The 24,417-nt window shown below is 61.7% G+C and carries 19 protein-coding genes; 10 read left to right on the forward strand and 9 right to left on the reverse strand.

The window, feature by feature from the left end:
* Positions 1–83 precede the first annotated feature (83 nt).
* From urtB to ACYAR8_RS02190, 6 genes are all read left to right on the forward strand, one after another.
* A complete protein-coding gene (urtB, locus tag ACYAR8_RS02165; RefSeq protein WP_463578940.1) occupies positions 84–1,001 on the forward strand; it encodes an urea ABC transporter permease subunit UrtB in 918 nt (305 codons plus the stop codon).
* Between the two features lie 23 nt (positions 1,002–1,024).
* Complete coding sequence (gene urtC, locus ACYAR8_RS02170; protein ID WP_074887575.1) at positions 1,025–2,206, forward strand: urea ABC transporter permease subunit UrtC; 1,182 nt, start codon at positions 1,025–1,027, stop codon at positions 2,204–2,206.
* Positions 2,203–2,964 (forward strand): urea ABC transporter ATP-binding protein UrtD, encoded by a 762-nt coding sequence (gene urtD / locus ACYAR8_RS02175; protein WP_074887572.1) that lies wholly within the window; start codon positions 2,203–2,205, stop codon positions 2,962–2,964. Before urtC ends, urtD begins: the two co-directional genes overlap by 4 nt.
* Before the next feature lie 10 nt (positions 2,965–2,974).
* On the forward strand, positions 2,975–3,664 hold the full coding sequence (gene urtE, locus ACYAR8_RS02180; RefSeq protein ID WP_074887569.1) for an urea ABC transporter ATP-binding subunit UrtE: 690 nt from the start codon (positions 2,975–2,977) through the stop codon (positions 3,662–3,664).
* Positions 3,665–3,828: 164 nt separating this feature from the next.
* Complete coding sequence (gene fmdA, locus ACYAR8_RS02185; protein WP_074887566.1) at positions 3,829–5,058, forward strand: formamidase; 1,230 nt, start codon at positions 3,829–3,831, stop codon at positions 5,056–5,058.
* Positions 5,059–5,135: 77 nt separating this feature from the next.
* Positions 5,136–5,483, forward strand: a complete 348-nt coding sequence (locus ACYAR8_RS02190; RefSeq protein ID WP_074887563.1) for an FmdB family zinc ribbon protein — start codon at positions 5,136–5,138, stop codon at positions 5,481–5,483.
* 197 nt (positions 5,484–5,680) lie between these two features.
* Here the strand turns inward: ACYAR8_RS02190 and ACYAR8_RS02195 are convergent, their stop codons facing one another.
* The 9 genes from ACYAR8_RS02195 to mrdA form a co-directional block, all read right to left on the reverse strand.
* Entirely contained in the window at positions 5,681–6,658 is a 978-nt protein-coding gene (locus tag ACYAR8_RS02195) for an oligopeptide/dipeptide ABC transporter ATP-binding protein (RefSeq protein ID WP_463578941.1), read from the reverse strand.
* A complete protein-coding gene (locus ACYAR8_RS02200; protein WP_463578942.1) occupies positions 6,655–7,695 on the reverse strand; it encodes an ABC transporter ATP-binding protein in 1,041 nt (346 codons plus the stop codon). The genes ACYAR8_RS02195 and ACYAR8_RS02200 overlap by 4 nt, the downstream gene beginning before the upstream one ends.
* Positions 7,692–8,591, reverse strand: a complete 900-nt coding sequence (gene ddpC, locus ACYAR8_RS02205; RefSeq protein WP_463578943.1) for a D,D-dipeptide ABC transporter permease — start codon at positions 8,589–8,591, stop codon at positions 7,692–7,694. Before ddpC ends, ACYAR8_RS02200 begins: the two co-directional genes overlap by 4 nt.
* Before the next feature lies 1 nt (position 8,592).
* Positions 8,593–9,609, reverse strand: a complete 1,017-nt coding sequence (locus tag ACYAR8_RS02210; RefSeq protein WP_074887554.1) for an ABC transporter permease — start codon at positions 9,607–9,609, stop codon at positions 8,593–8,595.
* 123 nt (positions 9,610–9,732) lie between these two features.
* The gene (locus ACYAR8_RS02215; RefSeq protein WP_463578944.1) at positions 9,733–11,289 is read right to left on the reverse strand and encodes an ABC transporter substrate-binding protein; all 1,557 of its coding nucleotides are present in this window, start codon (positions 11,287–11,289) and stop codon (positions 9,733–9,735) included.
* Between the two features lie 195 nt (positions 11,290–11,484).
* Positions 11,485–12,039 carry a D-alanyl-D-alanine dipeptidase gene (gene ddpX / locus ACYAR8_RS02220; RefSeq protein WP_463578945.1) on the reverse strand — a complete coding sequence of 185 codons (555 nt, stop codon included), beginning with the start codon at positions 12,037–12,039 and terminating at the stop codon, positions 11,485–11,487.
* A gap of 125 nt (positions 12,040–12,164) precedes the next feature.
* Positions 12,165–13,016 (reverse strand): MurR/RpiR family transcriptional regulator, encoded by an 852-nt coding sequence (locus ACYAR8_RS02225; protein WP_178086382.1) that lies wholly within the window; start codon positions 13,014–13,016, stop codon positions 12,165–12,167.
* 866 nt (positions 13,017–13,882) lie between these two features.
* Entirely contained in the window at positions 13,883–15,604 is a 1,722-nt protein-coding gene (gene poxB / locus ACYAR8_RS02230; protein ID WP_463578946.1) for a ubiquinone-dependent pyruvate dehydrogenase, read from the reverse strand.
* Positions 15,605–15,739: 135 nt separating this feature from the next.
* Positions 15,740–17,674 carry a penicillin-binding protein 2 gene (gene mrdA, locus ACYAR8_RS02235; protein ID WP_463578947.1) on the reverse strand — a complete coding sequence of 645 codons (1,935 nt, stop codon included), beginning with the start codon at positions 17,672–17,674 and terminating at the stop codon, positions 15,740–15,742.
* Between the two features lie 523 nt (positions 17,675–18,197).
* On the opposite strand from mrdA, the gene ACYAR8_RS02240 reads away from it, so the two are divergent.
* The 4 genes from ACYAR8_RS02240 to ACYAR8_RS02255 all read left to right on the forward strand — a co-directional run bounded on the left by ACYAR8_RS02240 (position 18,198) and on the right by ACYAR8_RS02255 (position 23,758).
* On the forward strand, positions 18,198–18,944 hold the full coding sequence (locus tag ACYAR8_RS02240) for a gluconate 2-dehydrogenase subunit 3 family protein (RefSeq protein ID WP_074893550.1): 747 nt from the start codon (positions 18,198–18,200) through the stop codon (positions 18,942–18,944).
* Positions 18,945–18,950: 6 nt separating this feature from the next.
* The gene (locus ACYAR8_RS02245) at positions 18,951–20,714 is read left to right on the forward strand and encodes a GMC family oxidoreductase (protein ID WP_463578948.1); all 1,764 of its coding nucleotides are present in this window, start codon (positions 18,951–18,953) and stop codon (positions 20,712–20,714) included.
* Entirely contained in the window at positions 20,711–21,937 is a 1,227-nt protein-coding gene (locus ACYAR8_RS02250) for a c-type cytochrome (protein WP_108123093.1), read from the forward strand. The genes ACYAR8_RS02245 and ACYAR8_RS02250 overlap by 4 nt, the downstream gene beginning before the upstream one ends.
* Before the next feature lie 690 nt (positions 21,938–22,627).
* Positions 22,628–23,758 (forward strand): SMP-30/gluconolactonase/LRE family protein, encoded by a 1,131-nt coding sequence (locus ACYAR8_RS02255; protein WP_463578949.1) that lies wholly within the window; start codon positions 22,628–22,630, stop codon positions 23,756–23,758.
* Positions 23,759–24,417: the final 659 nt, after the last annotated feature.

The following is a 24,417-nucleotide window of genomic DNA, read 5'->3' on the forward strand; positions in this document are numbered from 1 at the left end:
CGCTTGAAGCTTACAGCTTACAGCTTGCAGCTGGTCCCGACCCCCAATCCTAAACCCACACAGCTTCCCGAGGAGGGACCACCATGGAATGGCTATCGGAATTTGGTGCCATCGCGGCCATGCAGGGGTTCAACGGGCTTTCCGTGTTCTGCGTGCTGTTGTTGATGGCCCTGGGGCTGGCGATCATCTTTGGTCAGATGGGCGTGATCAACATGGCCCACGGTGAATTCCTCACCATCGGCGCCTATACCACCTACATGCTGTCGACCCTGGTGCAGACCTGGTGCCCCTGGATGCAGCCGTACTATTTTTTCTTCGCCATCGCGTTCTCGTTCGTGGTGGCCGGTGCGATTGGCTGGGTGGTGGAGTGGGTGATGATCAGTCGCCTCTACCACCGGCCGCTCGACACCCTGCTGGCGACATGGGGCCTGTCCCTGGTCATGCAGCAAGCCTTCCGTTCCATCTTCGGCGCCCGTGAAGTCAGCGCGAACCCGCCGGAGTGGCTGATGGGCGCGGTCAACCTCACCGACGCCATCGAAATCCCGCGCAACGGCCTGTTCGTTATGGGCCTGACCGTGCTGATGACCGGCGGCATCTTCCTGATGCTGTACCGCACCCGCTGGGGCTTGCATGTCCGCGCCACGGTGCAGAACCGGATCATGAGCCGGGCGGTGGGAATCAATACCCGCAAGGTCGACCGCATGACCTTCGCCCTGGGCTGCGGTGTGGCCGGGGTGGCGGGCGCGGCGTTCACCACCATCGGTTCCACCGGCCCCACCGCCGGGTCGCTGTACATCGTCGACACCTTCCTGGTGGTGGTGTTCGGCGGCGCGGCCAGCCTGTTCGGCACCATTGCCTCGGCGTTTGCCATTGCCCAGACCCAGTCGCTGTCGGAATTTTTCATGAGTGGCTCGATGGCCAAGGTGCTGACCCTGTCCATCGTGATCCTGATCCTGTTGATGCGCCCCCAGGGGTTGTTTGCCAGCAAGGTTCGTAAATAAGTGTGCGCCAGAGAGGTAGCCCCATGAACGCGCTTAACAAAATGCTCGGCGGACGCCAGGGCGTGGTCGGCCTGCTGATCCTTGCGACCCTGATTCTGGTGGTCTTCCCCCTGACCCTGGACGCCTTTCGCCTGAACATGGTCGGCAAATACCTGACCTACGCGTTCGTCGCCGTAGGTCTGGTGTTGTGCTGGGGGTACGGCGGCATTCTCAGCCTGGGGCAAGGCGTGTTCTTCGGCCTGGGCGGCTACTGCATGGCGATGTTTCTGAAGCTGGAAGCGTCTGATCCCGAGAGCACCAAGATCCAGTCGACCCCGGGCATTCCGGACTTCATGGACTGGAACCAGATCACCGAACTGCCGTGGCTGTGGGTGCCGTTTCACAGCTTCACGTTCACGGTGATGGCGGTCATCGTGTTGCCGGTGCTGCTGGCGTTGATCATTGGCGTCGCGCTGTTCAGACGCCGGGTGGGCGATGTGTATTTTTCCATCGTAACCCAGGCCATCGCGTTGATCCTCACGGTGCTGATCATCGGCCAGCAAGGCTTGACCGGCGGGATCAACGGCATCACCGATCTGAAGACGCTGCTGGGCTGGGACATCCGCAGCGACAGCGCCAGGCTGCTGTTGTACTTCATCAACGCCGGCCTGCTGTTTGGCTGCATCCTGTTCGGCAAATTCATCCTCAACTCCAAGCTCGGCCGGCTGCTGATGGCCATGCGCGACAAGGAAGAGCGGGTGCGCTTTTCCGGTTACGACGTGGCGGCGTTCAAGGTCTTCGTGTACTGCGTCGCGGCGTGTTTCTCGGCCATCGGCGGGGCCATGTTCGCCTTGCAGGTGGGGTTCATGTCGCCCTCGTTCGTGGGCATCGTGCCGTCCATCGAGATGGTGATTTTCGCCGCCGTCGGTGGGCGCATGTCGCTGTTGGGTGCGGTGTACGGCTCGCTGCTGGTGAACTACGGCAAAACCTATTTCTCCGAGTCGTTCCCCGAATTGTGGCTGTACCTTATGGGCGGGCTATTCATCGCCGTGGTCATGTACTTCCCCAACGGCCTGGCCGGTTTGTGGGAAAGCCACGGGCGCAAATGGTTGTCGGGCGTTACGCGCAAGCCGGCAACGGTGATTGCCTCCCCTGCCCCGGGCATCACGCCAACCCCCGCCCTCGCGGACAAGAAAGCCGCCAGCCCGTTGGAGATTCAGCCATGACCAGTCCCACAGGCTTTCAGATGAACAAACCGGTCCTGGCCATCGAAGGGCTGACCGTTTCGTTCGACGGCTTCAAGGCGGTGGACGACCTCAACCTGTACATCGACCGCAACGAAGTGCGGGTGGTCATCGGCCCCAACGGCGCGGGCAAGACCACGGTGCTGGATTTGATCTGCGGCAAGACCCGCGCCACGGGCGGCAGCATCCAGTTCAAGGACCGCGAGCTGACCAAAATGAACGAGTACGACATCGTCCGCGCCGGGGTCGGGCGCAAGTTCCAGACGCCGTCGATCTACGACAACCTGAGCGTGTTCGAGAACCTGGAGATGTCGTTTCCGGCGGGCCGGTCGGTGTTCGGCGCGCTGTTTTTCAAACGCACCCAAGCGGTGCTGGAGCGGGTCAATCAGGTGGCCGCCGACATCTTCCTCGGTGACTTGCTGCAGCAACAGGCGGGCCTGTTATCCCACGGCCAGAAGCAGTGGCTGGAGATCGGCATGTTGCTGATGCAGGACCCGGAACTGCTGATGCTCGACGAGCCCGTGGCGGGCATGAGTGTCAGCGAGCGTGCGCAAACTGCCGACCTGTTGAATCGCATCAGCCAGGGCCGCTCGGTGCTGGTGATCGAGCACGACATGGAGTTCGTCAAGAGCATCGCCCACAAGGTCACGGTGCTGCATCAGGGCAAGGTATTGGCCGAAGGCAGCATGGAGTCGGTGCAGAACAACCCGAAAGTCATCGAAGTCTATCTGGGCCATTAAGGAGCGCAGCATGTTCAACATTCAGCAGCTGGCGTGTGGTTATGGCCAGAGTCAGGTCCTCCACGACCTGAACCTCTCGGTGCAGAAACAGGAAATCGTCGCGGTGATGGGCCGCAACGGCATGGGCAAGACCACCCTGTTCAAAAGCCTGATGGGCATCCTGCCGCAATGGGGCGGCCAGGTTCAGCTGGACGGCGTGGACGTGTCCGCCATGGAAACCCACAACCGTGTCGCCCACGGCATGGCCTACGTGCCCCAGGGCCGGATGATTTTCCCGTCGATGAGCGTGCTGGAAAACATCCAGACCGGCCTCCCCGCCTCAGCGGGCGGCAAGGTGCCGGAAGACCTGTATGCGCTGTTCCCGGTGCTGTTCGACATGCGCGGCCGACGCGGCGGCAACCTGTCCGGCGGCCAGCAACAGCAACTGGCCATCGCCCGTGCCCTGGCGACCAATCCCAAGGTGTTGTTGCTCGACGAGCCCACCGAAGGCATCCAGCCGTCGATCATCAAGGACATCGCCCGCACCCTCAAAGAAATCCGCACCCTGCGCAACCTGACGATCATCGTCTCGGAGCAGGTGCTGTCCTTCACCCTGGAAATCGCCGACCGCTTGCTGGTGATCGAGAAAGGCCGCTTCGTCATCGAAGAGACCCGGGCCAATGTCGATGAAGCGACGATCAGTCGGTATTTGTCGGTGTAAGCAACAGCCAGAGATGTGCAGCGCCTGTAACGGCCTCTCGCGGGACACGCCACGCTCCTACAGAGGAATGCGGCCACCTGTAGGAGCGTGGCTTGTCCCGCGATGGCGCCCGCCCGGACTTTCACGACGTATTTGATTGACCCGAAACCCAAGGAGACCCCCCCATGACCGATACCTTGATCAAAGTCGACCTCAACCAGCCCGTCACCGAAAATGAGCAGATCCACAACCGCTGGCACCCGGACATCCCGATGGCCTGCTGGGTCAAGCCGGGGGATGATTTCATCCTCGAAACCTACGACTGGACCGCTGGCGCGATCAAGAACAACGACGACGCCAGCGACGTGCGCGACGTCGACCTGACCACCGTGCATTACCTGTCCGGGCCGGTGGGTGTGCATGGCGCCCAGCCAGGCGACCTGCTGGTGGTGGAGCTGCTGGACATCGGCGCCCGAGCCGACTCGCAATGGGGCTTCAACGGCTTCTTTTCCAAGCAGAACGGCGGCGGCTTCCTCACCGAGCATTTCCCGCTCGCGCAGAAATCCATCTGGGATTTCAAAGGCATGATGACCAGCTCCCGGCACATTCCCGGCGTCGAGTTTGCAGGCTTGATTCACCCCGGCCTGATCGGCTGTCTGCCGGACCACAAGATGCTCGCCGAGTGGAACCGCCGCGAACAGGAACTGATCGACACCGACCCGGACCGCGTCCCGGCACTGGCCTGTCCGCCCTGCGCCAGCACGGCGCACCTGGGCAAACTCAAAGGCCCGGCCCGCGACCTCGCCGCCGCCACTGGCGCACGCACCGTGCCACCCCGTGAGCACGGCGGCAACTGCGACATCAAGGACCTGTCCCGGGGCTCGAAAGTGTTCTTCCCGGTCTACGTCGACGGCGCGGGTCTGTCGGTGGGCGACTTGCACTTCAGCCAGGGCGACGGCGAAATCACCTTCTGCGGCGCCATCGAAATGGCCGGCTGGGTGCACATGCGCGTCGAGCTGATCAAGGACGGCATGGCCAAGTACGGGATCAAGAACCCGGTGTTCAAGCCAAGCCCTATCGTGCCGAACTACAACAACTACCTGATCTTCGAAGGCATCTCGGTCGACGAAGCCGGCCAGCAGCACTACCTGGACGTCAACGTCGCCTACCGCCAGGCATGCCTGAACGCGATCAACTACATGACCAAGTTCGGTTACTCCCCGGCCCAGGGTTATTCGCTGTTGGGCTCGGCACCGGTGCAGGGTCACATCAGCGGCGTGGTCGACATCCCCAACGCGTGCGCGACGCTTTGGCTGCCGACTGAGATATTTAAATTCGACATCAACCCCAACGCCAACGGCCCGACGAAATTCATCGACGGCACCGTGGACTTGCCGATCGCGCAGGATAAGTAACGCCGGGCTGACTCCCGACCTGCGGGCGCGAATGAATTCGCGCCTGCAGAACGCACGCCGACTAAAGGATTTGAGCCATGCCCATGTACGAATACGACTGCCCTGACTGCGGGGATTTCACTTCGCTGCGGCCCATGGCCGAGAGCGCGCTGCCGTGCGAGTGCCCGGCATGCGGCGCATCGAGCCTGCGGGTGATTCTGTCAGCGCCGGGGCTGAGCACGATGGCCGGCAATACCCGCACCGCCATCGCCCGCAACGAGCAAAGCGCCCACGCGCCAAAAACCATGGACCAGTACAAGGAAAGCCGGGGCCACCCCAGCGGTTGCAGTTGCTGCGGTCCGACGAAAAGACTCGAACCCACCAAAGCCAATCCCCACGCCCTGAAAGGTAAGCCTGCGGGCCGACCGTGGATGATCAGCCATTGATCTTTAATGTTTATAGGAATGTCTATAAGGGACTTGTTTATAGGGGACTGATTTATTTATCGCGCTTCTTTGATAAATCAATCTGTCCCCGATGGCATAAGCGAGCCGGGAGACAGATTAATTTACGGTGAAGCGCTGTAAATAAATCAGTCCCCTTCCCATAAATAAATCAGTCCCCTTCCCAGTCCCCTCCCCACTTACGACTCGAGATGACAGCGCACGGATGCCCCTCCGTCTTTGGCCGATAATAACGCTTGCGGCTTTTCGCAGCCTTGGGTGGCTTTCGGGCAGCGGTCGCGAAAGTAACAGCCGGTGGGCAACGTCCGATTGCCCGGCAGTTCAGTCGGCGCCGACACCTGCCCCTCGTCCACCGACACCCCCAGACGGGGCACGGCCTCCAGCAACAGCTGCGTATACGGATGACGCGGCCGCTCCAGCACTTCCGCCGCCGTACCCAACTCAACAATCTGCCCCAGGTACATCACCGCCACCCGGTCGGCCATGTGCCGCACCACCGAGACGTTGTGGGAGATCAGGATGTAGGTCAGGTCCCGGCTGCGCTGCAGCTCGGCGAGCAGGTTGAGGATCTGCGCCTGCACCGAGATGTCCAGCGCCGAGGTCGGCTCGTCCAGCACGATGATGTCCGGGTTCGATGACAAGGCGCGGGCAATCGCAATCCGTTGCCGCTGCCCGCCGGAAAACTGGTGGGGAAAGCGGTCAAGGTATTCCGTGCGAATGCCCACCTGAGCCGCCACCTTCGCCGCAATGCCACGCATCTCGTGGTGCGGCGCTGATCGCTGGACGAACAACGGCTCGGTAATGATCTTCCACACCGGCAGCCGCGGGTCGAGGGACGACTGCGGGTCCTGAAACACAATCTGCACGTTGCTGCTGCGTTCCTTGTCGCTGTTGTAGACCCAGTCGAGTCGGCCGGATGTTGGCTTGATCAAGCCCATCAACAACTGCGCAAGGGTGCTTTTGCCGCAGCCGGACTCACCGACCACGCCGAGGGTTTCACCGGCGCGGACCTGCAGATCGATGCCATTGAGGGCATGGGCCAGGGCCTTGGGTCGGCCGAGCCAGTCCTTGCCCATCGGGTAGTGCACGCGCACGTCTTGCAGGCCGAGGATGGTCGGGCTTTCGCCGGGCAGGGTCTGGAGGGCTGAGCGGGTCATGGCCGCGACTCCTGTGGGGTGGCGTGCAAGGGCGCGCTCAACCAGCAGGCGCTTTTGCGGTCTGCGGCGGCGTCGATGGTCTGCATCGGCGGTCGCTGCAGGCATTGGACCGTGGCGAAGGCGCAGCGATCAAGGAAGGTGCAGCCCTCCGGCAACGCTGAAAGATTGGGCACCTGACCGGGAATGGTCATCAGGTCCTGCCCCGGTTCGACCTGCTCCGGCAATCCGCTGAGCAGGCCCTGGGTGTACGGATGTCGGGGGTCGGCCATCACCTGCGCGGTCACGCCCTGCTCCACCACGGCGCCGGTGTACATCACGTACACCCGGTCGCAGAACTGCGACACCAGCGCCATGTCGTGGGTGATCAGCAGAATCGCCGTGCCCCGCGCGCGGGCCTTTTCACGCAGCAGCAACAGCACCTGCCGCTGCACCGTCACGTCCAGCGCGGTGGTCGGTTCGTCGGCGATGAGCAATTGCGGGTCGCAGGAAAACGCCAACGCGATCATCACCCGCTGACGCATGCCGCCGGAGAGCTCGAAGGGGTAGCTGTTCATCACCTGCTCGGGGTCGGCGATGTGCATGTCCCGTAGCAAGGCGATGGCCTTGGCCTTCGCTTCAGCCTTGCTCAGACGCTGGTGATGAATGATCACGTCGAGCATCTGCCGACCGATGCGGCGGGTCGGATTGAGCGCGGTCATGGGCTCCTGGAAGATCATCGCGGCGTCACGGCCACGCACACTCAGCAGGTCCTTCTCTTTGGCGGTGAGCATGTCGCGGCCCAGAATGCTCAGGCTGCCACTCTTCACTTGGTAGGAGCGCTCCGGGAGCAAACGCAGGCTGAGCATCGCGGTGACGGATTTGCCCGAGCCGGACTCGCCGATGACCCCGACGATCTCCCCCGGATTGACGTGCAGCGACACGCCATTGAGCGCCTTGACCGTGCTTTTGTACGCCGGGAATTCAATGCGCAGGTCGTCGATGACCAGCACCGGGGCCTGTTCGGCCAGAGGTTGTTGAACGCAAGCCTGCATGGTCATTTCCCCTGCTGCCGTGGGTCGAGCAAGTCACGCACGCCGTCGCCCAAAAGGTTGAAACCGGTGGCGGTGATCAGAATCGCCACGCCGGGAAAGGTCGAGTACCACCATTGATCGAGGATGTAGTTGCGCCCGGTCGCGACCATGGCGCCCCACTCCGCCGTCGGCTGTTGCGCGCCGAGGCCGATGAAGCCCAGGGCCGAGGCCATGAGGATGGCGCTGCCGATGTCCAGGCTCAGTTGCACCAGCAAAGGCGGCATGGCGTTGCGCGCCACGTGCCAGATGACCATGTGCCAGCGTCCGGCGCCGAAGGTTTCGGCGGCCTTGACGTAACCCATCTGCCGGATGCTCAGGGCTTGGCCCCGAGCCAGCCGCACGTAGAAGGGAATCCGCACCAGCGTGATCGCCAGCATGGCGTTGAACAGGCTCGGGCCCAGCGCGGCGGCCAGGGCCATGATCAGCACCAGCGACGGCACCGAGAGCATGATGTCCATCAGGCGCATGATCAGGCCGTCAAACCGCCCGCCAATGATCCCGGACATGCAGCCCAGCAAGCCGCCGGCAAAGCACGAAGCGAAGGCCACGAACAGCCCGACGCCGACGGATTGCCGGCTGCCGTACAGCACGCGGCTGAACAGATCCCGGCCCACTTCGTCGGTGCCGAACCAATAGGCGGCGGACGGAGCGGCCAGGCGCTGGGTGAGGTTCAGGGCATTGGGGTCATGGGACGCGAGCCAGGGCGCAAACGCCATCACCAGGAGCACCATCACGGTGATCAGCAGCCCGGCCATGGTCAGCGGGCTGCGGCGAATCTGATGGGCCAGGTAGGCCCATTTGTCCTGCCAGCGGGAGGCGGCCGGCAGTGGCGCCACGGCGGGCGCGGTGATCGGGGTAGTCATGTCAGTTGACCTCGCCAATGCGCGGATCGATCAGGCGGTACAGCAGATCGATCGCCATGTTCAGCAGCACGTAAATGAAAGAAACCATGATCGCGAAGCCCATGACCGCCGGAAAATCCAGCGACTGGATCGACTTGACCACGTAGGCGCCCATGCCCGGCCAGGCGAACACGGTTTCCGTGAGCACTGCGCCATAGAGCAGATCGCCCAGGGTCAGGCCCAGAACGGTGACCGAGGGGATCAACGCGTTGGGCAAGGCATGGCGCAGAATCACCGCCCACTTCGACAGGCCGTAGGCGCGCGCGGTACGGATGTAGTCTTCGCCAAGCTGGTCGAGCATCGCCGAGCGAATCTGCCGGGCGACCACGCCGAGGTTGACGAAGCCCAGAGTAATGGCCGGCAGAATCAGATGCTGCAGCGCGTTGAAGAACAGCCCGGTGTCGCCCGCCAGCAGCGTGTCGATCAGGTAAAACCCGGTGATGGTGCGCGGCGGGTCGAGCCCTTCGTCAAGACGCCCGCTGCCGGGCAGCCAGTTCAAATGGCCGTAGAACAACACGATCAGGCCCAGGCCGAGCCAGAACGCCGGGGTCGAAATCCCGGTCACCGCCAGGGTACGCGCGACCTGGTCGATGAAGCGGTTGTGATACACCGCCGAGAGCACGCCCAGCGGCACGCCTACCAGAATCGACAAGGTCAGCGCCGCCAACGCCAGCTCCAGCGTGGCCGGGAAGAACGCCTGCAAGTCTTCGAGCACCGGACGATGGGTGCGGATCGAGGTGCCCAGGTCACCGTGCAGCAGGTCGAGCATGTAGCGGCCGTATTGTTGATACAGCGGCAGATCCAGCCCCAACTGGTGGCGGATGTTTTCGACGATGGCGTCGGTGGCACGGTCCCCGGCGATCAGTCGCGCGGGGTCGCCCGGAATCAGGTGCGAGATGGAAAAGGTAATCAGGGAAACGCCGAACACCACCAGCAGCAGGCCGCCCAGGCGTTTGCGCAGCATATTCAGGAAGGCCATGGGGCACCTCGGTCATGCAGTCGATCAATAACGCGAAACAGCTCGCGGACACAGCGCTGCTCCACAGGACCCCGCCTCCCTTGCAGGGCCCTGTGAATGACAGCGAATTACGGGGTGCAGCGGTTACTTGGTGATCGTGCCGACGTTGAACACCTGCTCCAGCATCGGATTGAACACGTAGCCCTTGACCTTCTCGCTCATCGGCAAGGTGTAGGCCTTCTGGTAGAGGTAGGCATAGACGCTGTCGTTGAGCACGATCTTCTGCGCCTGCTGATACAGCTCGGTGCGTTTGGCCATGTCATTGGTGGTCGCCGATTCACGGATCAGTTTGTCCACCGCCGGGTTGTCGTAGAACGAACGGTTGCCGGCCAGGCCTTTCAGCTTCGAGTCGAAGAAGAAGTTCATGAACATGTAGGGGTCGGCGAAGTCCGGGCTCCACGAGCCGATGGCGATGTCGAAGTCACCGCTGCCCAGGCGCTCACGCATGCTGGCGTTGGCGAGTTTCTCCAGCTTGAGGTTCACGCCCAGGGGTTGCAGGCCGGCTTGCAGGGTCAGGCCGATGGGTTCCCAGTTCGGGTCCTTGTCGGAGTACATGAACGTCAGGTTGCTGACCTTCGGCGAGACTTTGGCGAGATCGGCCTTGGCCTTGTCCATGTCCTGCTTGAACGCCGGCAGCTTCTCGTCGTACGCCCACATGCCCTGGGGAATCGGACCGTTGAGCGGCTTGGCCTTGCCTTTCAGGATGCCGTTGATGATGCCGTCGTAGTCCAGGGATTCAACAATGGCACGCCGTGCCTCAGGGTTGTTCATCGGCGCTTTCTGGGTGTTGAGGTACAGCAGCGTCACCCGCAGCGACGGGTAGTCGCCAATGACGATGCCGGATTTCTTCGCCAGCGCTTCGAGCTGGTCTTCGGGCATGTCTTCGATGATGTCCAGGTCGCCGTGTTCAAGCTGGAGACGGCGCACGGAGGCCTCGCCGATGATCTTCACCACGACCTTTTTCAAGGTGGGTTTGGGGCCGGCGTAGTAGCTGTTCTGCTCCATGGTCAGGGTCTGGCCTTTCTGCCAGTTGACCAGCTTGAACGCCCCGGAACCTGCGGTGTGATTGGACAGGTACGCATCGGCGCCTTCGGCTTTCTTCGCCACGTCCGGGTTGATGATCGCCGCGCCGTTGTGGGCCAGGGTCGAGAGGAACGGCGCGTACGGCGCTTTCAGGGTGAAGCGCACGGTCAGCGGGTCGACCACCGAGACAGCCATGTCTTCGGGGAAGGCGCCGGACGGACCCTGCTTGAGCTTCATCACCCGGTCGAAGGAGAACTTCACCGCCTCGGCATTGACCTCGGCGCCATCATCGAACTTGTTGCCGGGCTTGAGCTTGAATTCCCAGGTCAGGTTGTCTGGCGAGGTGGTCCAGCTGCTGGCCAGCTCCCCCGCTACTTCGGTGCTGCCCTTGCCGTTTTCGACCTTGTAGGTGACCAGCCGCTGGTACGCCGGGTAGGTCACGGTCCAGTCGTTGTTGTCGATGGTCACGGCCGGGTCGAGGGTCTGCGGGTCGGACGGTTTGCCGATCATCAGGGTGTCCTGGGGCACGGCTGCGCTGGCCGATTGCCAGGCGCCAAGGCCCATGGCGGTGCAGAGGAGTGCCATCGCCAGGTTGCGAGGGGTGAAGATTGATTTCATGCCGGTTCCTTGATCGTCGATGTAGGGAAGTTCGTCAGGTTTGTTATTGAAGCTATACCGGGCAGTTAAAGCTCCAGGCCTGGGGCCCGGGAAATGGCGCTCCCTGCCCTTGCGAGGTCGGGTAAGCGCCAGATTCAGCCGGGATTCGTGGTCGTCCCGGTCGTGTGTCGCGTGTTCTTGTTTTGCGTTGGGTATTCAGTCAACGGGCTTGATCGAGCCCTCGTCGATCAGCGGGTAGTCCTCGGCGTCGGGCAGTTCGTAATGCCACCACTCGCTGTCGATGTAGGTGAATCCCGCCGCCAGCATGATCCCCAGCAACAGCAGGCGATTGCGTTGTATGTCAGCGGGCAGGTCGGCGAAAAACTGATGGGACTGCTCGCGCATGTCATCGAAACCGGTGCCCATGTCGAGAGCCTGCCCGCTGGCGTCGATCAGGGTCAGATCCACCGCCACGCCCCGGGTGTGATGGGAACCCAGGCTGGGGTCGCGCACGTATTCAGGGTTGGGCAGCGCTTGCCACAGCAGGTACTGCGCGTAAGCCGGGCGATAGGCGTCAAATATTTTCAGGCTGTACCCTGCCTGGCGTGCCAGACGACTGGCCTTGCGCAGACAACGCTCGGCGTCGCGGTGCAGCAGGCAACGCGGGTCCTGGTAAATCTGCTTGCCGGCGAGGTTGTCGACGCCGGCGTAGATCAGGTCGATCTCGACCTGCAACGCATCGGCATCGACTTCGACGAGGGGGCTATTCACGTTACGACACTCCAGATCAGCTTGTTCGTTCATCATGCGTTGAGGGTGAAGCTTCCCACCGTAGGACCGGCTTTAGCCGGGAAGCTGTTGCCTTTGTAAAGCCGGTTTCAACCGGACAATCCGGTTTATTCAAACTGGCCAAACAGTTGTTGCAGCTCGCGGTTCTTCGCCAGCCTCTGGTCGAGGCGGTCGCCGTATTGATCGGCCACTGCCGACACCATCAAGTTGAACAGGCAGGTGAGCGGCGCCAGGGAATCCCAGAACTGGCCCACATCGGAATTGAGTTGCAGCAAGTCGCTCGGGTAATCCCGCGCCCATGGGCAGTGAAAGTCAGTGATGAAGGCCAGCCCGACGTTCTGCTGATGGGCCACTTCGCAGAAGGTCCGGGTGACGGCGGAATAGGTGCGAAAGTCGGCAATCACGGCGTAGGGATTTTCGAATTGCGAGTTGAGTGATTCGGCGTAGGTGCCGGACAAGCCGTCGACGTAGTACACCTTGGGCCGGATGTACTCCAGGTGACTGAAAAACGCGTTGAGGATGCCGCGGGTGGTCTGGATGCCGACGATGAACACGGCGTCTGCGCTGTACAGCCGATCGACGATGCGGGCGAAGGTTTCGCCACGTGCCAGCGCGTAAACACGCTGGATGGCTTCCAGTTCGCGGTTCATCGAGCGTTCCAGTGCATCGCCTTGGGTGTTTTCTTCGCGGAAAGCGCCGAGCCGATCGGTGATCACCCAGGGGCTGGCACTGTCACCGCGCAGGCTCTGTTTGACGTCGTCGATGTTGCGATAGCCAAGAGAGCGCAGAAACCGCCCCACCGAAATGCCGGTGGTACCGGTCTGCTGGGCGATGCTGTCAGCGGTCTCGAACGGCAGCTTCTGCGGATTGGCCAGCAGGTACCCGGCGATGCGCTTGCCGGTCGGCGTCAGGTCGCTGAACCGCTGCTCCAGAGCATCGAGAAACGGGCTTTTTTCCATGGGAATTCCGCTGGTGGAGAAGCGTCGCGTGACGCCGACTAATGTTATTCGGCGGTCATTTTGCAACAGGATGTTAGCAACATAACATCGCGTTTCAGACGCTTACAATGCTTTTTTCAAAAGATTTCAGGCGGAGCATTTTCGTGATTCAGGGTGGTGCGAGGGTGAGAAGAAATGCGCGATTGAGGGGCAAAAATAACGGCTAGGACCGGCTTTAGCCGGGAAGAGGCCCGTGTGAACACCCTCTTTTTCGCGGTGTGCCCACTGACGCCTTCCCGGCTGAAGCCGGTCCCACTATGAGTGCGCGGTGTAATTGTGGGACTGGCTTTAGCCGGGAAGAGGCCTGCGTGAACACCCTCGCTTTTGCGGTGTGCCCACTGACGCCTTCCCGGCTGAAGCCGGTCCCACTATGAGTGCGCGGTGTAATTGTGGGACTGGCTTTAGCCGGGAAGAGGCCTGCGTGAACACCCTCGCTTTTGCGGTGTGCCCACTGACGCCTTCCCGGCTGAAGCCGGTCCCACTATGAGTGCGCGGTGTAATTGTGAGACCGGCTTTAGCCGGGAAGAGGCCTGCGTGAACACCCTCGCTTTCGCGGTGTATCGACTGACCCCTTCCCGGCTGAAGCCGGTCCCACTATGAGTGCGCGGTGTAATGGTGGGACCGGCTTTAGCCGGGAAGAGGCCTGCGTGAACACCCTCGTTTTCGCGGTGTGCCCACTGACGCCTTCCTGGCTGAAGCCGGTCCCACTATGAGTGCGCGGTGTAATTGTGGGACTGGCTTTAGCCGGGAAGAGGCCTGCGTGAACACCCTCGCTTTCGCGGTGTGCCCACTGACGCCTTCCCGGCTGAAGCCGGCCCCACATGAAATCAGCGCAAGTTGGTCTTCGCCAGTTCCAGCACCATGTCTGCCTTGCCGTTCATGACGGCTTTGAGCATGAACAGGCTGAAGCCTTTCGCCTGGGCCAGTTTGATTTTTGGCGGCATGCCCAATTCCTGCTTCGCGGTGACGACATCCACCACCACAGGCCCCGGGTGCTCGAAAGCTTTCTTCAGCGCGGCCGGCAGGTCCGCCGAGTCCTCCACGCGAATCCCCAGAATGCCTGCACCGATGGCGATGTTGGCAAAATTGGTGCTGTCGAAATCGGTGTCGTGGGGCACGTAACCGCCCGCCTGCATTTCCATCGCCACAAAACCCAGCGAGCTGTTGTTGAACACCACCAGCTTGATCGGCAGGTTCAGCTGGCGGATCGACAGCAGGTCGCCCATCAGCATCGACAAGCCACCGTCGCCACACAGCGCCACCACTTGCCGTTGCGGGAATGCCGCCTTCGCACCCAATGCCTGGGGCATCGCATTGGCCATGGAGCCGTGATTGAAAGAACCCAGCAGCGAGCGCTTGCCATTCATGGTCAGGTATCGCGCCGCCCACAAAGTCGGCGTGCCGACATCGACGGTGAAGATCGCGTCCGGGTCGGCGTAGGCGTCAACCAGTCGCGTCAGGTATTGCGGGTGAATCGGCTCGCCGTGGCCCGACGGCGTGGCCAGTTCGTCGAGTTCTTCGCGGGACTTGGCGTAGTGATCCAGCGCCTTGTCGAGGAACTTGCGGTCGGTGTGGGCCTTTAGACGCGGCAATACGGCGTCGAGGGTTTCAGCAATGTCCCCCGCCAGACCGAGGGCAACAGGGACGCGACGACCAATGGCGGTAGGGTCGATGTCGATCTGAATGACCTTGGCTTTTTCCGGGTAGAAATTGCGGTACGGGAAGCTGCTGCCGAGGATGACCAGGGTGTCGCAGGCCATCATCGCGTGATAGCCGGAGCTGAAGCCGATCAGTCCGGTCATGCCCACGTCGAAGGGGTTGGCGTATTCGATGTACTGCTTGCCGCGCAGGGCGTGGACCACCGGCGCAGACAGCTTCTCGGCCAGCGCCACCACCTGATCGTGGGCCTCGGCACAGCCAGCGCCGGCAAGAATCGTCACCGCTTTGGATGTGTCCAGCAGGTCCACCAACCGTTGCAGATCGGCTTCTGCCGGGATGACCCGCGCTGGCGCGTGATCGACCCACTCGGGTTTGATGTCCGGGGCCGCGCTCAGGGCGACGTCGCCGGAGATGACAATCACCGCCACGCCGCGCTGGCTGATGGCCGCGCGCATGGCACGCTCCAGCACCCGCGGGAACTGCTCGGGGGTGCTGACGGTTTCGACGAAGTGGCTGCACTCTTTGAACAGGTCGGTGGGATGGGTTTCCTGGAAGTAGTTCAGGCCGATCTCGGAAGATGGAATCTGCGCCGCAATGGCCAGGACCGGTACACCGCTGCGGTGGCAGTCATAGAGGCCGTTGATCAAGTGCAGGTTGCCCGGACCGCAACTGCCCGCACACACCGCCAGCTTGCCGGTGGACGCTGCTTCCGCCCCTGCCGCGAACGCCGCGACTTCTTCGTGACGGGTGTGCATCCACTTGATCTTGCCCAGGCGCTGGAGGCTGTCGGTCAGACCGTTCAGGCTGTCGCCGCTGACGCCCCAGATCTTCGAGACGCCGGCTGCGGCGAGGGTTTGGGCGAGGTAGTCGGCGATGGTTCTGCTGGACATGGGGCAAGTTCCTTGTCGAGTCGAATGAGCGCGGGAGGCCGGAACAGACATCACGCGTGGTCTCAAATCGACCTGTCACGCCGGGCACAGTTCAGTGCATCTTGGGGAAACGCACCCGTCCGCAAGCGCCGGATCTCACACCGGCGGCTGGCCCACCGCCTTGTTCGGCGCGGCGATCTGCACTTTCGGATTGACCGGCGTTGTGCCTGGCGTGGCGTATTGCTGTTTCAGGTGGCCGTCCGGATCCAGCAGCCAGGCATCCAGAATTTCCCGCACCACGGGACCGGCCACGCGGCCGCCCGCCTCGCCGTTCTCGATCATCACCGCCACGACAATCTTCGGGTTGGCCGCCGGTGCAAAACCGACGAACAAGGCATTGTCGCGATGGCGTTCCAGGGTCTTGTTGCGGTTGTAACGTTCGCCCTGCTTGATCGCCACCACCTGCGCGGTACCGCTCTTGCCGGCAATGCGGTATTGCGCACCTTGCGCGGCGGCACGGGCGATGCCGCGGGGGTCGTGCATCACCGCTTGCATGCCATTGTTGACCTGATCCCACTCGTGGGAATCGCGCAGCACGATGTTCGGCATCGGGTGCTCGTCCACCGGCGCTACGCCACCGATCTCCTTGGCCAGGTGCGGACGATGCCAGATGCCTTTGCTGGCAATCAGGGTCGTCGCCTGAGCCAGTTGCAGCGGCGTCACCTGCATGTAGCCCTGGCCGATGCCGAGGATCACGGTCTCACCCGGGAACCACGCCTGACGCCGAGTGATGCGCTTCCACTCTTTCGACGGCATGAGGCCCGCCGATTCCTCGAACATGTCCAGCGAGACCTTCTGGCCGATGCCGAACATGGTCAGGTAATCGTGCATGCGGTCGATGCCCAGCTTGTGGGCCAGGTCATAAAAATAGGTGTCGTTGGAGCGCATGATTGCCGCGTTCAAATCCACCCAGCCATCGCCGCTGTGGTTCCAGTTGCGGTACTTGTGGTCGAAGTCCGGCAGCTGGAAATAGCCCGGATCGAAGACGCGGGTTGATGGCGTAATAACGCCGCTGTCCAGGCCGGCAATGGCCACTTCCGGCTTGATCGTCGAACCTGGCGCATACAACCCGCGCAGCACGCGGTTGAACAGCGGACGGTCGACCGAATCCCGCAGCGCCGAATACTCCTTGAAGCTGATGCCGGTAACGAACAGGTTCGGGTCGAAGCTCGGCTTGCTGACCATCGCCAGCACTTCGCCGGTGGCCGGATCGATCGCCACCACCGAGCCGCGACGGTCGCCCAGCGCGTGTTCTGCCGCCTCTTGCAGCTTGATGTCCAGGCTCAGGGTGATGTTTTTGCCGGCCACCGGATCGGTGTGCTTGAGCACACGCAGCACGCGACCTTGCGCGTTGGTTTCCACTTCTTCGTAGCCCACATGACCGTGCAGCTCGCTCTCGTAGAACCGCTCGACGCCGGTCTTGCCGATGGACTGCGTGCCGCGGTATTCCACCTGATCCAGCTGGGTCGCCTCTTTCTCGTTGATCCGCCCGACGTAGCCGATGGAGTGCGCGAAGTGTTCCGCCAGCGGGTAGTGGCGAACGAACTGCGCCTCGACGTCCAGCCCCGGCAGGCGGAACTGATTGACCGCCAACAGGGCGATCTGCTCTTCGGTCAGCTCATAGAGCAGCGTCACCGGCACAAAGCGGTGGGGCGAGTTCTTCATCGCCTTGTCGAAGATGATCCGATCCTCGTCTGGCAGGTTGAGGATCTGCATCAGTTCGTCGATCACCGCGTGCCAGTCACCCGCGCGCTCGCGGGTCATGGTCAGGTTGAAGCTGGGGCGGTTGTCGGCGAGGATCACGCCGTTACGGTCGAAGATCAGCCCGCGCTCCGGCGGAATCGGCAGCACGTGGACGCGGTTGTTTTCGGAGATGGTGGAGTGGTAGGCGAATTCGGTGACTTGCAGGAAGTACATGCGGCACACCAGTGCGACGCTGAGCACGGTCACGAAAACGGCGCAGGCGATCAAGCGTTTGTTGACCAGCCGGGTTTCCTTCTCGTGGTCTTTTAAGGGTATTGGATCGGGCATTTCTGCAGCTACTCGGTGAATATATAAACGGCACAGTCAGCAAACCGCACGGACAGGCGGGACGCAAATGGCGTGCACGATACCAAGAAGTGGCCCTGACCAAGGACTTGGCTTTATGAAGATTCTGTCAGGTTCACGCCACGGTCAGCCCCGAACTGCACCCCCCATGGGCTGCTTCGGCGGGAGAACACGAACCCTTATCTGAACCATTGTTACCCGATTGCACGTCGACTGTTACGTAATCGGTAAGAGTCATTTACCGATTTGAACCGCTGCAACACGGCGCAACACATCTATCATGGCAGTTGGCGTGAAAAGATGCAGATCAGTTACGGCAATTCCCCGCTTAGCGTGCGCCATTCGCTCGCAGGCCTGCCAGAGACCCAGTGTCACACCCCGCCAGGAACCACTTGCCGTGCACATCGTATGCGCGGCAATACCCGTGATAAAGAACGCAGAGCACAGCCCCGGCACGGACCATCTCGCAATGGCCTGTGGGGGCGTGGTTTTGCAGGAGCCCTGAATGACAGAGAAATCCAAAGGCCTCACCCGCCGCCAGTTGCTGAAAGGTTCAGCCACGACGCTGGCCGTCGGTGCAGCTGCCACGGCCCAGGCCGCCACCGTTGTCGGCGTTCCGCAGTGGGTGCCGTTCGACCACAACGGTCCGATGCATTACGACACCCCGGGCTGGCAGTTCTTCACCGACGCCGAAGCCCTCGCGGTGGAAGCCATTGTCGCCCGACTGATCCCCGCCGATGACCTCAGCGTCAGCGGCAAGGACGCCGGTTGCGCGGTGTTCATCGACCGTCAGCTGGCCGGCGAGTACGGCACATTCAGCCGTCTGTACATGCAGGGCCCGTTCGCTCAAGGCACGCCGATGCAGGGTGACCAGTCGGAACTGGTGCCGCGCCAGCGCTACCGTCTCGGCCTCGCCGGCCTTGAAGGCTACTGCCAGAAGCAGTTCCAGAAAAACTTCAGCGCCCTGACCGCGGAACAGCAGGACAAGGTCCTGACCGGTCTGGACAAGGCCGAGATCACGCTGGAAGGCATCGACGCCAAATTGTTCTTCCAGCAAGTGCTGGGCAACACCATGGAAGGCTTTTTCGCCGACCCGGTCTACGGCGGCAACCGCGACATGGTGTCGTGGAAAATGATCGGCTTCCCCGGGGCCCGCTACGACTACCGCGAGTACATCGGCCTGCACAACCAGAAGCTCAATCTGGTGCCGCTCTCCATCATCGGCAGCTCCGCCTGGACCAAGAAGGGTTAATTCGACATGGCCAAAAAACTACCTTCCACCGACGTCGTGGTAGTCGGGCTCGGCTGGGCCGGATCCATCATCGCCAATGAACTGGCCGATGAAAACCTCAAGATCATCGGCTTCGAACGCGGCCCATGGCGCGATACCGCCGCGGACTTCAACGTGGCCTCGGCCGCGGACGAATTGCGCTACAGCCGCCGTCAGGACTTGATGGCGAGAACCCGGCAAAACACCACAACCATTCGCAACAGCGTCACCGAGACAGCGCTACCCATGCGCAGCTGGGGCTCGTTTCACCCGGGCAACGGTACCGGCGGCGCCGGCAACCACTGGGCCGGCATCACCTTCCGTTTCCAGCCCCATGAGTTCCGGCTGCACAGCCACCTGACCGAGCGTTACGGCAAAGAGCTGTCGCCTGAACTGACCCTGCAGGATTGGGGCACCGACTGGGACGAAATGGAGCCTTTCTACGCCAAGTTCGATCGCCTGGCGGGCATCTCCGGCAAGGCCGGCAACATCAAGGGCGTGATCCAGGAAGGTGGCAACACCTTCGAAGGCGCGCGCTCCGAGGAATACCCGAACCCGCCGACGCAACAGACCTACGCGCCGACACTGTTCGCCGAAGCCGCGAAAAACCTGGGCTACAAGCCGTTCCCGGTGCCGTCGGCCTTGCTCTCGCGGCCGTATGTAAACTCCCTTGGCGTGGCCATGGGTGCCTGCACCTTCTGCGGTTTCTGCACCAACTACGGCTGCGCCAACTATTCCAAGGCCAGCGCCATCACCACGGTGTTGCCGGTGCTGGTGCGCAAGCCGAACTTCACGGCCATGACCAATTGCGAAGTCCTGCGCGTGACCATGGACAGCAGCGGCAAACGCGCCACCGGCATCGTCTACATGGATTCCAACGGCGAAGAGTGGGAACAGCCTGCCGAACTGGTGGTGATCAGCGCGTTCATCTTCGAAAACGTACGCCTGATGCTGCTCTCCGGCGTGGGCCAGCCTTACGACCCGGTGACCAACACCGGCACCACGGGCCGCAACTACGCCTACCAGACCGCCAACAGCGTGCGCATGTTCTTCGATGACAAGAACTTCAACCCGTTTATCGGCGGCGGTGCCATCGGCATGGGCATCGACGAGTTCAACAACGACAACTTCGACCACTCGGGTCTGGGTTTCGTCGGCGGCGGCAGCACCCGCGTGACCCCGATCGGCGCTGCGCCCATCGACTCCCGCCCTCTCCCGCCCGGCACCCCGACCTGGGGTTCGGAATGGAAGAAAGCCACGGTCAAGAACTACGCCAGCACCATGTCCATCGGCTGCGAAGCGAGCAGCTATGCGACGCGGACCAATTACCTGTCGCTGGACCCGACCTACAAAGATCCCCTGGGCCGACCGCTGCTGCGCATCACCTTCGACTTCCCGGAGAACGATCGCAAGATGGCCGCCTACGTCACCGCCAAGGTCGGCGAGATCGCCAAGAGCATGAACCCGCGGCAGATGGTGCCCAGTTCCCAGCAAGGGCACTGGAACAGCGCGCCGTATCAGTCGTCGCACATCGTCGGCGGCTTCATCATGGGCGCCGACCCGAAGAACAGCTCGGTGAACAAGCACCTGCAAGTGTGGGGCGTGCCGAACCTCTTCGTGGTCGGCTCATCCGCCTTCCCGCAGAACCCGGGCTACAACCCGACCGGCACCGTCGCGGCGCTGGCTTTCAAAGCGGCGGATGCCATCCGCACCCGCTACCTTAAGCGTCCAGGGGAGATGATCAGCGTATGAAGACTCTTCTGACGGTCTGCGCAGGCGTTATCGGTCTGTCTGTTTCCCTCGCCCACGGGGCAACCGGCGCCGATTCCTACAACATCGTGGAAAAGGGCCGCTACCTCAGCACCCTGGGTGACTGCACCGCGTGCCACACCATCCCGGGCAAGCCGCTGTTTTCCGGTGGCGTGATCCTTGATACGCCGTTTGGCAAGCTGGCCGGCGCCAACATCACCCCGGACCAGGCGACCGGCATCGGCCGCTGGAGCTTCGAGGATTTCCAGAGCGCCATGTCCAAGGGCCACGGCCTTGACGGCAAGCGCTTGTATGGCGCCATGCCGTTCACCGCGTACACCAAGGTGCTGCGTGAGGACAACCTGGCGATCTTCGCGTACCTGAAGACGGTGGATCCGGTAGAGAACAAGGTTGAAACCAACCAGCTGCCGTTCCCCTTCAACGTGCGCACCAGCCTGATCGGCTGGAACCTGATCAACTTCAAGGAAGGCGAGTTCAAGGCCGATCCGCAGAAGTCCGAGCAGTGGAACCGCGGCGCGTATCTGGTGGAAGGCCTGGGCCACTGCGGCACGTGCCATACGCCGAAGAACCTGATTGGCGGTGACAAGAACGATCAATTCCTCACCGGCGCCAATCTGCAGAACTGGGTCGCGCCGAACATCACCTCCACTGGCCAGGATGGCATTGGTGCGTGGAGCGAGGCTGACATCGTCAAGTACCTGAAGACCGGCGCAAACCGTTTCGACATCGCGTCCGGGCCGATGGCCGAGGAAGTCGAGCATTCTTCGCAGCACTGGAAGGATGAGGATTTGCTGGCGGTGGCGGTGTATTTGAAGGATGGCGCCAAGCCGGTCGAGGCAGCCAAGCCAGTCGCTGCGGACGATGGGGCGATGGTGGCGGGCAAGGCGATTTATGCGGATCGCTGTTCGGCGTGTCATACGCCGACGGGTGAAGGCGCGGCCAATCTGTTCCCGAAACTGGCGATGGCGCCGTTGGTGAACAGCAATGATCCGTCGTCGCTGATTCGTGTGGTGCTGGCGGGCAGTCGTGCGGGTGCGACGGATGCTGCGCCGACGGCTCCGGCGATGCCGGCGTTTGGCTGGAATCTGTCGGATGAGAATGTCGCGGATGTGCTGACGTATGTGCGTAATACGTGGGGCAACGCGGCGCCGGCGGTGTCGGCTTCGGAGGTGAAGGATGTGCGTGAGGGGTTGAGGGCGAAGTAGGTTTACCTTTGACAGCAAGATCAAGAGCGTCTGCCTAAGGGCAGACGTTTCGCCTTCGGCGAGTTACTTGGAAAAGCACCCCAAGTAACCAAGGGTGCTTGCTCTTGGTTTGGCCCTTCGTTCCTCAGGGTTCCTTCACTCCGGTCTCGCTCCGTGGGCCCGCTGCCATCCGCCATCCATGGCGGGGGGCAGCTCTCGCCGCATCCATGCGGCTCGGCCCACTCCGCGAAACCTGCGTTCAGCCTGCACCCAAGTCGCGTTTGGTGGTGTCTGGGCTTTTTGTGTTTGAAGATCAAAAGCGAATCAAAACTTCCCGGCTAAAGCCGGTCCCACTGGCTGCACGCACTGCTTTTAGTGGGACCGGCTTTAGCCGGGAATAGGCCAGTCTGGGCACCGATACCTTCGGAGGGTGAGCTGGATACCCAACCCATCATTCACTGGTGATCGTTCCCACGCTCCGCGTGGGCACGCCTCTCAGGACGCTCGGCGTCCATCCCCGGTTAAAGCCGGTCCCACCGACTGCACGCATTGCTTTTAGTGGGACCGGCTTTAGCCGGGAAGAGGCCAATCTGGGCACCGATGTCCTCGGAGGGTGAGCTGGATACCCAACCCATCATTCACTTGTACGATGTCTTATCAGAAGGTATTACTAACGTTCCCGTAAAAAAATAAAACAACGGAGATCGCTACATGGACTCAACCCTGTCCGCCTTGCCCAAGCATGCTGAAACCTCTGAGCCGTCAAGCGGCAACACCCGCCGCAGTTTCCTGAAGAAATCCCTCGCTGTTTCCGCCACCCTGGCCACCGTCGGCAGTGCCGCTCTGCCCCGCCTCGCGTCTGCCGCCGAGCCCTTGAGCCAGCGTTACCCGGATCCGCTCGTTCACATCCTCGACGACAGCTTTCTCGAACTGCGGGTCTTCAACGCCAGCGTCGAGAAACTCGCCACCGGCATGCGTTGGGCCGAAGGGCCGGTATGGGTCGGCGACGGGCGTTACTTGCTGGTCAGCGACATCCCCAACAACCGCATCATGCGTTGGGATGAAATCACCGACACCTTCACGGTGTATCGCGAACACTCCAACTTCTCCAACGGCATGTGCCGCGATCGCCAGGGCCGCCTCATCGTCTGCGAGGGTTCCACCACCACCAGCGAAGGCCGGCGCATCACCCGCACCGAATACAACGGCACCATCACCGTGCTGGCCGACAGCTTCGATGGCAAACCCTTCAACTCCCCCAACGACATCGTCTGCAAAAGCGACGGCTCGATCTGGTTCAGCGACCCGCCCTTCCAGACCAGCAACAACTACGAAGGCCACAAAATCACCCCGACTCAACCCCACGCTGTCTACCGCATCGACGGCGAGAGCAAGAAAGTCACCCGGGTGATCGACGACCTGGCCGGTCCCAACGGCCTGTGCTTCTCCCTTGACGAAAAGACCCTGTACGTCGTCGAAGGCCGCGCCAAACCGAACCGCCTGATCTGGGCCATCGCGGTCAAGGACGACGGCACCCTGGGCGAACGCCGCAAACACATCGAAGGCCTGGACTACGCCGCCATCGACGGCATCAAATGCGACGAAGCCGGCAACCTGTGGTGCGGCTGGGGCGGCAACGGCGATCCGAAGGCCGACCTGGAGAAACTCGACGGCGTGCGCGTGTTCAATCCCCAGGGCAAAGCCATCGGACATATCTCGCTGCCGGAGCGCTGTCCTAATCTTTGCTTTGGCGGACGCGAAGGGAACCGGTTGTTCATGGCGAGCAGTCACTCGATTTACTCGCTGTTTGTGAATACGCGTGGGACTGGGTTTGCGGTGTAGGGGTATTTACTTGCTGGATCGGCGGCCGAGCGGCCGTCGACTTGGGTTGGGCTCTTGTTAAAAGGTCCGTCCCCCTTTAGACCGCAAAGTAGATTTCGGATGTATCCAAAACGCTGAAAAATAAAGCGAACTGATGTTTAAACTTATTAGAGAGTAATGGAGCTACTGCCATATCTTTCAAATGGTTTGCGCCTCAAAGGGTCAAAGGGTCAAAGGGGGTCGCCCATCTCACTTTAGACGTAGTCATCGGTTAATAAAGATTCCAATGTCGTCAAGAGCATCCTGAGCTCTACCAGACAAGGTCCTGTGCTTTAGCTTTTCAAGTAGGACCGGCATGACTAAAGATTTGTCGATTACTTTGTGCATGCGGGCAACATGACCTATGCATGTCAGGGCCAGTCCTCTGACGTCCTCGTCGCGATGATTCTTTATTGCTTCTATGCACTTAAGCTGAATCCATTGCGGATCATCAATGTTAAAACACAGATACATAAGTGCATCCGTAGCTACCTCCGCATCTTCCGACCGCAACATAACATCGAGCTCCTCTTGGCTATATGGGGGGTGGTAGCGCTCATTTTTTGATCTTCCCCTTTGCCTGTTACCATGCCAGCTTTTCTGCATGCCGATTGTTGTTCGTTGTGCAAATCGCACCAGCA

It is taken from the genome of Pseudomonas sp. HP_01, from assembly GCF_055284355.1.